Source organism: Pseudomonas sp. UBA4194 (assembly GCF_002379585.1).
GTDB lineage: Bacteria > Pseudomonadota > Gammaproteobacteria > Pseudomonadales > Pseudomonadaceae > Aquipseudomonas.
This window is the reverse complement of sequence record NZ_DFUE01000055.1, coordinates 1-5712: the sequence shown is the minus strand read 5'-3', so window position 1 is coordinate 5712 and position 5712 is coordinate 1. Positions and strand designations below refer to the sequence as shown.

The following is a 5712-nucleotide window of genomic DNA, read 5'->3' as shown; positions in this document are numbered from 1 at the left end:
CGGGAATTGCGGGCAACGGAAAAAGTTCAGGCCGCAGCGCGTTACATCGTGGCCAGCCCTTGGAGGCTGGGTTAAGTCGAGGGGATAGGAGATGACCAGTTGTGGGACGCTGTATGGTTTTGATCATGCGTAGCCAAGGATGGCCTCTTCGCGGCTGTACGCCGCTCCTACAAGGAGATCCGCCTCCCCGCAGATCCCTGTAGGAGCGGCGTACAGCCGCGAAAGCGTCCCCGCGGCCTCAACAAAGCCTGTGCCCCTCGCCGACCTAACCTCCGAACAATTCCAGCTTCAACGGCCGCACCGCCCCCATCCACACCGCATGATCCCGGTGATCTGCCAACTCATTTCCCGTCAGCGGATGTAGAAACACCACCAGCCCCTGGCGATTCATCGCCAACCAGGGCAGTACGTCATTCAGCGCATCCGCCGCGAACGCCAGCTGGCAACTCCAATCCGGATGCGGGCCTACCGGCCGTTCGTGCAAGCGCCCCATCTGCACAGGCAGTACCCGCGCAGCTTCTTCACAAATAGCGCGGGCCTGGGGGAGAGTGGTGGCGTCGTAGTAGAGATGGGCGTGGTAGCCGGAGATGTTGGTCACGAGGACGCTCCTGATTTGTAGGCTACCAGCATACCGTTCAGCAGCGAGGTGTGCTGAAAACTCAAGCGAGTGCGATCAGCACTTCGCGGCTCATCTCAAGGATAGCGATGCCGAACTCCGGAAGCGTCCCTATATTCAATATAGGGAATATCCACATGCCCCGCGTCAGTGGGAAACATCACCGGGGGCGTCGAGTGGGATGCGCTGCCGTAGTACGGCGCCCTTTCAGATTGCCATGCCCATGTCGAGTCGATAGGTCGTGGGGTGTCTGGAAACATGACAGTTGCCGTCGGCTGACTTTGAGCTTGCGGTGCCGGCGCAGATTGACCTGATGTATGAGCTGCCGCAAAGCGCTGGTCAGGAACAGGCGGGCGATACATTGAAGAGGGAGCGTATGGCTCCCCGTCCCAAAATTCTCCAGATAAGCCTTGGAGACCTTCAACTTGATCTTCGTAGAGAACAGGGTTCGAGATGCCGGGTTCAAATACCCCCCAAAAACTATGACGCCCGACACCCATAAGATCAGCAAACGTTGTAAACATGGAGTTGCTATTTCGCGTACGCCCCAGAATTTTGAAACCACCTGGCGGGTAATCGAGATTCATTTTATTGATGTACGCGATTGTCTTAACCGCGGCTCTCCAGCGGGGAAGCACATCCGTGGCCGGTGCAGAAATCACTACTTTACTTAACTGGCCGTCTCTGTACAGCCCGCTGTCCTTATGTGTATTTTCATAAGCAAGTCCGATCGCATGGGCGTCCTGAGCGGAGATGAAGTGCCATGCCCGTAGCGAATGACGCTCGGAAGTCCCTACGGCTACAGGCTTTCCGGTGTACCTGTCGGTCGCTAGGCCATGCAGTTCTGCAACTACCCTGCCGCCTTGATCGCGAAGCACCCAATAATTATGGCTCCATAGGCCAGCTATATTGTGAGAGCGCGCTTCTATAGAAAAATTACCGTTCATGAAACATCCTTTAACCAGCATTAATATCGAGGTGTGCAGCGATCTTCCTGCGTAGCGTTGAAAGACTGCAGCCGCCAGAATGCGGTATCAGGAATGGAATTTTCATATATAAAATTATAGATCAGCAGCAAATGAGGGACGCACCGGTCATAAGGGCTGTTGAAGTAACCGACACTTCGGTAATGCCAACTTCTAGTGACCTGACACAACATTTTATTTTTTTCTTCCGCCCCGTCCATGACGCATTGGCCGCCGTTCGATTGAAAATAATTGATCAAGGCTGCCTGGCTCGGATGCTTGAAAAAGCGTTGCGCAATGTCGTGACCGAGCGCCATGTCCAGCTCGGGGACATAGGCGTGCTGATAGATGCGAAGCGTGGTTTCTGTAAAGACATCATTGGGCATTTGGGTAAAGTCGTCGCGCAGGACAGGCACGTGGCAACCTATCAAAAGTCCGGCGCCGGCAGCGAGGATGGTGTATCGAAGCATCTTCTCAACCCCAGGAATTCAAAAGACTGAAACCTACCTGCCGTGCGCTCTACCCTACCATCAGCCTTTTCCGACTGTTTCGTAGGAATAGCTTGATAAGCGCCCCCCTTGCTCCTGCAACACCCAATCCAGAAACCTCTGGACCATCTGTCCCCTGCGCTTGCGCTGTGGCACTACCACGTAATAACCCAATGCCGAAGCCGCAGTGCTGTCTATAGGCCGACACAGCAATTGCTGCTCGAGCAGGGCATCCACCAGATGCCGCCAGCCGATAGCGACACCCTGTCCGGCGATCGCGGCCTGGATCAGCAGGGTGTAGTTGTCGAAACGCAGTTGCCCCGATGCCGGGGCGCTGGGGATGTGCAGGGCGCGGAACACCCCGGCCCAGTTGAACCACTGGCTGCTGGTTTCGCCACGCAGGTGCAGCAGCGGCAGTTCGAGCAGCGCGTCCAGGGGCAGTGGCAGGGGGCGTCCGTCGAGCAGACGCGGGCTGCACACTGGAAACACTTCTTCATTGAACAGCCAATGGCTCTCGCCCTGGCGAAAGCGACCGTCGCCGAACAGCACCGCTACATCGATATCGGGGCCAAGCATGGCGTGGCTGCGTTCGCTGGTAACCAGGCTGACATCCACCTGTGGATAAGCCTGGTGGAAGCGGTGCAGTCGGGGCATCAGCCAGTACGCCGCGAAGGCGAAGTCGGTGGAGACCTGGAGCACTTCATGGTGGGTCTGGGTGGTGATCAGGCCGAGCCCATCGTCGATGGTCCGCAGCCCTCCCTGAACGGCTTCGAACAGCGTATAGCCCGCATCGGTCAGTTCGATACCGCGGTAGATGCGGTCGAACAGCCGCGTGGCCAGTTGTACTTCCAGCCGTTTGATCTGCTGGCTGATGGCTGGCTGGGTAGTGCCCAGTTCCACGGCCGCCGCGGTGAAACTGCGCAGCCGAGCCGCTGCCTCGAAGCTGCGCAACAGGTCCAGAGAAAGGTCTGCGAGGCTTTCATACATAAGCTGCACTTATCCTAGGCATTATTGGTCGCGGGCTTTACCGGCATTGGCATGGGCTGCATCCTGTGGCTGAGCAATCTCGCATTAATCTCGACTATGGAATGCCCTGAGCCGATGAAGCGCAAGAACATTCTTTTCATCATGGCCGATCAGATGGCAGCGCCCCTGCTGCCGTTCTACGCGCCGTCCCCTATCAAGCTGCCCAACCTCAGCCGTCTGGCCGAGACCGGGGTGGTCTTCGACGCGGCCTATTGCAACAGTCCGCTGTGCGCGCCCTCGCGCTTCACCCTGGTCAGCGGGCAATTGCCCAGCAAGATCGGCGCCTACGACAACGCGGCCGACTTTCCGGCGGATGTGCCGACCTACGCGCACTACCTGCGGCGGTTGGGCTATCGCACGGCGCTGTCGGGCAAGATGCATTTTTGCGGCCCTGATCAGTTGCATGGCTATGAAGAGCGCCTGACCAGCGATATCTACCCCGCCGACTACGGTTGGGCGGTGAACTGGGACGAGCCGGACGTGCGGCCCACCTGGTACCACAACATGTCCTCGGTGCTGCAGGCCGGCCCTTGCGTGCGCACCAACCAGCTGGATTTCGATGAAGAGGTGGTGTTCAAGGCTCAGCAGTACCTGTTCGACCACATTCGCGAGGATGGCGACCAGCCGTTCTGTCTGACCGTTTCCATGACCCACCCTCACGACCCCTATACCATTCCCAAACCGTTCTGGGACCTGTACCGCGACGAGGACATTCCGTTGCCCGCCAACGTGCCGGCCCAGGATGAACTGGACCCGCACTCCCAGCGCCTGCTCAAGGTCTATGACCTGTGGGACAAACCGCTGCCGCAGAACAAGATCCGTGACGCGCGCCGTGCCTATTTCGGCGCGTGCAGCTACATCGATCACAACGTCGGCAAGCTGCTGCAGACCCTGGAAGACACCGGGTTGGCCGACGACACCATCATCGTGTTCTCCGGGGACCATGGCGACATGCTCGGCGAGCGCGGCCTCTGGTACAAGATGCACTGGTTCGAGATGTCGGCCCGGGTGCCGATGCTGGTCTGCGCACCCGGCCAGTTCAAGGCGGGGCGAGTGCAGGCGGCAGTATCCACCGCCGACCTGCTGCCCACTTTCGTCGAGCTGGCCGGTGGCGAGCTGGAAGCGGGCCTGCCCCTGGATGGCCGCTCGCTGGTTCCACACCTGCAGGGTGAGGGCGGTCACGACGAGGTATTCGGCGAATACATGGCCGAAGGCACCAACAGCCCGCTGATGATGATTCGCCGTGGCGCGATGAAATTTATCTACAGCGAGCGCGACCCTTGCCTACTATTCGATCTGAGCAACGATCCACAGGAACGCGAGGACCTGAGCCAGTCACCCTCGCACAGGGCGCTGTTCGACGCTTTCTTGAGCGAAGCCCGCAGTAAATGGGACATCGATGCGATACACCAACAGGTGCTCGCCAGTCAGCGCCGCCGTCGCTTCGTAGCCGGCGCATTGACCCAAGGCAAGCTGAAGAGCTGGGACCACCAGCCGCTGGTGGATGCCAGTCAGCAATACATGCGCAACCATATCGACCTCGACGACCTGGAGCGCAAGGCACGGTACCCACAACCCGGCCATTGAATTTCCTGCCAATAACCGAAGTGTTCTGAGGGGAAGTACGCATGAAGGTCACGATGAAGATATCCACAGCCCTGACCGCCGGCCTGTTGGCCATGGCCAGTGCCACGGCGTTTGCCGATGAGTCCAGTTGCGCGACGGTGAAGATGGCCGATCCCGGCTGGAGCGACATTGCCGCGACCAATGCCATCACCGGCGTGCTGCTCGATGGCATGGGCTACAAGGCCAAGGTCGACACCCTGGCGGTACCGATCACCTACGGCGGCCTCAAGGATGGCAAAGTGGATGTCTTCCTGGGCAACTGGATGCCTGCCCAACAGGGTTTCTACGACAAGTTCGTGGCCAATGGCGATGTGGTGCAGTACGCCAAGAACCTCGATGGCACCGAGTTCACCCTGGCGGTACCGGATTACGTCTACGAGGCCGGAGTGAAAGATTTCGCCGACCTGAACAAACACGCCGACCAGTTCGGCAAGAAGATCTACGGCATCGGTGCGGGGGCTCCAGCCAATCTGTCGCTGGCCGAGATCATCAAGAAGAATGAGTTTGGCCTGGGTGACTGGAAACTGGTCGAATCCAGCGAGCAGGCCATGCTGGCCGAGGTCAATCGCAATGTGAAGAAGAAGGACTTCGTGGTGTTCCTGGGCTGGACGCCGCACCCGATGAACGTGCAGATCAAGGGCCTGCATTACCTCACCGGGGGCGAGAAGTACTTCGGCTCGACCGGCACCGTGCACACCCTGACTCGCAATGGTTATGCCCAGAGTTGCCCGAACACCGGCAAGCTGTTCAGCAATCTGGTGTTCACCCAGGAGATGGAGAACAGCATCATGGCCGATGTGGCCAACAACAAGACAAGCAACGCCAACGCGGCCAAGGCCTGGCTGAAGGCCAATCCGGCAGTGCTGGAGAAATGGCTGGAGGGGGTGAAGACTTTGGATGGCAAAGACGCGTTGGGGGCGGTGAAGGCGAAGCTTTGAACGGTTGATATGTAAATGGGGTTGAGAGCTGCTGTGAATGGTCCCCTCACCCC

6 protein-coding genes are annotated in these 5712 nt (G+C 58.8%); 2 read left to right on the top strand and 4 right to left on the bottom strand.

The genetic code is table 11. The features are described from left to right. Nucleotides 1-265 precede the first annotated feature (265 nt). The 4 genes from B3397_RS13945 to B3397_RS13930 all read right to left on the bottom strand — a co-directional run bounded on the left by B3397_RS13945 (nucleotide 266) and on the right by B3397_RS13930 (nucleotide 3056). Entirely contained in the window at nucleotides 266-598 is a 333-nt protein-coding gene (locus B3397_RS13945; protein ID WP_296251038.1) for a DOPA 4,5-dioxygenase family protein, read from the bottom strand. A gap of 95 nt (nucleotides 599-693) precedes the next feature. Further along, entirely contained in the window at nucleotides 694-1563 is an 870-nt protein-coding gene (locus tag B3397_RS13940) for a hypothetical protein (protein ID WP_296251036.1), read from the bottom strand. A 20-nt stretch (nucleotides 1564-1583) separates the two neighbouring features. Next, on the bottom strand, nucleotides 1584-2051 hold the full coding sequence (locus B3397_RS13935) for a hypothetical protein (RefSeq protein ID WP_296251033.1): 468 nt from the start codon (nucleotides 2049-2051) through the stop codon (nucleotides 1584-1586). Nucleotides 2052-2111: 60 nt separating this feature from the next. Next, the gene (locus tag B3397_RS13930; RefSeq protein ID WP_296251031.1) at nucleotides 2112-3056 is read right to left on the bottom strand and encodes a choline sulfate utilization transcriptional regulator; all 945 of its coding nucleotides are present in this window, start codon (nucleotides 3054-3056) and stop codon (nucleotides 2112-2114) included. 114 nt (nucleotides 3057-3170) lie between these two features. Here B3397_RS13930 and betC point away from each other — a divergent pair, with 114 nt between their 5' ends. Together betC and choX are read left to right on the top strand one after the other, a co-directional pair. Continuing rightward, complete coding sequence (gene betC / locus B3397_RS13925; RefSeq protein WP_296251029.1) at nucleotides 3171-4682, top strand: choline-sulfatase; 1512 nt, start codon at nucleotides 3171-3173, stop codon at nucleotides 4680-4682. Nucleotides 4683-4735: 53 nt separating this feature from the next. Beyond that, nucleotides 4736-5659 (top strand): choline ABC transporter substrate-binding protein, encoded by a 924-nt coding sequence (choX, locus tag B3397_RS13920; RefSeq protein ID WP_296251026.1) that lies wholly within the window; start codon nucleotides 4736-4738, stop codon nucleotides 5657-5659. Nucleotides 5660-5712 lie beyond the last annotated feature (53 nt).

Coding starts and splice junctions, on each gene's coding strand:
- B3397_RS13940 (WP_296251036.1), bottom strand. CDS start 1,563: ATGAACGGTAATTTTTCTATAGAAGCGCGCTCTCACAATATAGCTGGC.
- B3397_RS13935 (WP_296251033.1), bottom strand. CDS start 2,051: ATGCTTCGATACACCATCCTCGCTGCCGGCGCCGGACTTTTGATAGGT.
- B3397_RS13930 (WP_296251031.1), bottom strand. CDS start 3,056: ATGTATGAAAGCCTCGCAGACCTTTCTCTGGACCTGTTGCGCAGCTTC.
- betC (WP_296251029.1), top strand. CDS start 3,171: ATGAAGCGCAAGAACATTCTTTTCATCATGGCCGATCAGATGGCAGCG.
- choX (WP_296251026.1), top strand. CDS start 4,736: ATGAAGATATCCACAGCCCTGACCGCCGGCCTGTTGGCCATGGCCAGT.